The organism is Ralstonia sp. OTU4908, from assembly GCF_038440115.1.
GTDB classification, from domain to species: domain Bacteria; phylum Pseudomonadota; class Gammaproteobacteria; order Burkholderiales; family Burkholderiaceae; genus Ralstonia; species Ralstonia pickettii.
In genome coordinates this window covers 1-1,500 of record NZ_JASATD010000085.1, presented here as the reverse complement: position 1 = coordinate 1,500, position 1,500 = coordinate 1, and the positions used below count along the sequence as shown (strand labels likewise).

The window sequence follows — 1,500 nt, the reverse complement described above, 5'->3', positions numbered from 1 at the left end:
TTGCACGAAAAGGACGACTACCCCCACGTGGCGAAGTGTTCGACCTCGGCAAGAGCCTTTTCCAGTTTGCCGGCGTCGACGTGCAGGCTGGGCTCCATCATCCAGACAGAGCCCATGTCCATTCCGTTCGCCTCCGCTTCGACGAGTAGCTCGCGCTCGCGATCGTCCAGGAAAAACAAACTGCGGTGCTTTGTGAGTTCAATCGGCGCGTGCGTCGGCCTGACACGCGTCAGGCTCCCTGGGTGCTGTGAGCGGTTCCGCGCCAGGATGACCTGCTCAAGCAGATCCAAGTCTGCGCCGCTGTCCAAGAACTTCACGCCCAGGTGCTCCGCGAAAACAGCCTCGTACCCTCGGAGCCATCCGTGTTTGAACACGCGTTTCCGCACATCTTGGTCGACGTTGATATGGGCTGCGCGTTCCCAAGTTTCAAAGTAGACACGGAGCGCGCCGGCCAGCATGGACACGCACGCATGGCAGAGTACCTGGACGGAATCTGACGCATCGATCCAGTCCGACAGAAACGCCGGCTCCGAATTTTCGCTATGCGGCGGTACGTAGGGCGGCTGCTCCTCCTCGATCAACCGCATGCGCTCGACGAAAGGCGACGTCGAATCGCGGTAAAGCTGGCGTATGAAGCCAACCCGTTGTTTCAGGAAGAATGCAACGTCCATTGTAGGGCCTCGCGTAGGCAGGGATATGAGCGGTCATCCAACAAACGAAGGTTTGATAGTCACCTGCCGGCTCGCACTCGGGGCAGGCCGCGAGCCGCATAGCTGGACAGCGCCCGTCAGCTGCAACCAATACAAGCACGGGGTGACGGGATTGCAGACATCGGCCGTCGAATACAAGCTCGGTTGCAGTTAATCTAAGCACGCGAGTCCCGTCGGTTGCAGCTATTTCAAGCAAGAATCTGCGTGAAATGCAAGCCACTTCAGTTCTCGACGGCTGTGGCGCTTGGCGTCAATCCAATCCAATGGCCAGCAGGGTGACCATGAAATTCTTCTTCGATGAGAGTGGAAACACCGGTGGCGAAACCAGCACCGGCAAGGCATACGACTTCGATGGCCAACCAACCTTTGCGCTTGCCGCCATCGGCCTCCACGACCAGGATGCGACCGCGGCGGTAGTCGAGGAGATCAGGTCCGCGCACCGCATTCCGGCTGGCGAGTTGAAGTCCAAATCGTTGACCGGCAAGCCCGAGTTTGTCCGTGACCTGGTCGACGCCATTTGTGATCGAGCCCCACCGTGCTTCATTGAAGTCGTCGACAAGAGATTCTATGTGGTGATGAACATGGTTAGCAGCCATGTGCTCCCGCCGAGCACGGGTATCTTGGGAAGTCCGCAGGCGCACTTTGTTCAGAATGCATTTGCGGATTTTCTCTATCACTTCACGCCGGCGGAAGTGTTCGACGCGTTCATCGCCGCTTGCCAGGCCCCGTCCGATGCAGCGCTTCGATCGTCATTTGGCGCCTTGCTGGGGTAGTCGTCCTTTTCGTGCAA

At 58.5% G+C, this 1,500-nt stretch carries 2 protein-coding genes; one reads left to right on the top strand and one right to left on the bottom strand.

Annotated elements, in window-relative coordinates; genetic code table 11:
• Nucleotides 1–17: 17 nt before the first annotated feature.
• Nucleotides 18–671, bottom strand: a complete 654-nt coding sequence (locus tag AAHM38_RS25380; RefSeq protein WP_021197806.1) for a hypothetical protein — start codon at nucleotides 669–671, stop codon at nucleotides 18–20.
• A 320-nt stretch (nucleotides 672–991) separates the two neighbouring features.
• Between AAHM38_RS25380 and AAHM38_RS25375 the strand changes: the two genes are divergently transcribed.
• Nucleotides 992–1,483 (top strand): hypothetical protein, encoded by a 492-nt coding sequence (locus tag AAHM38_RS25375; protein ID WP_342234417.1) that lies wholly within the window; start codon nucleotides 992–994, stop codon nucleotides 1,481–1,483.
• The last annotated feature ends 17 nt before the right edge of the window (nucleotides 1,484–1,500 follow it).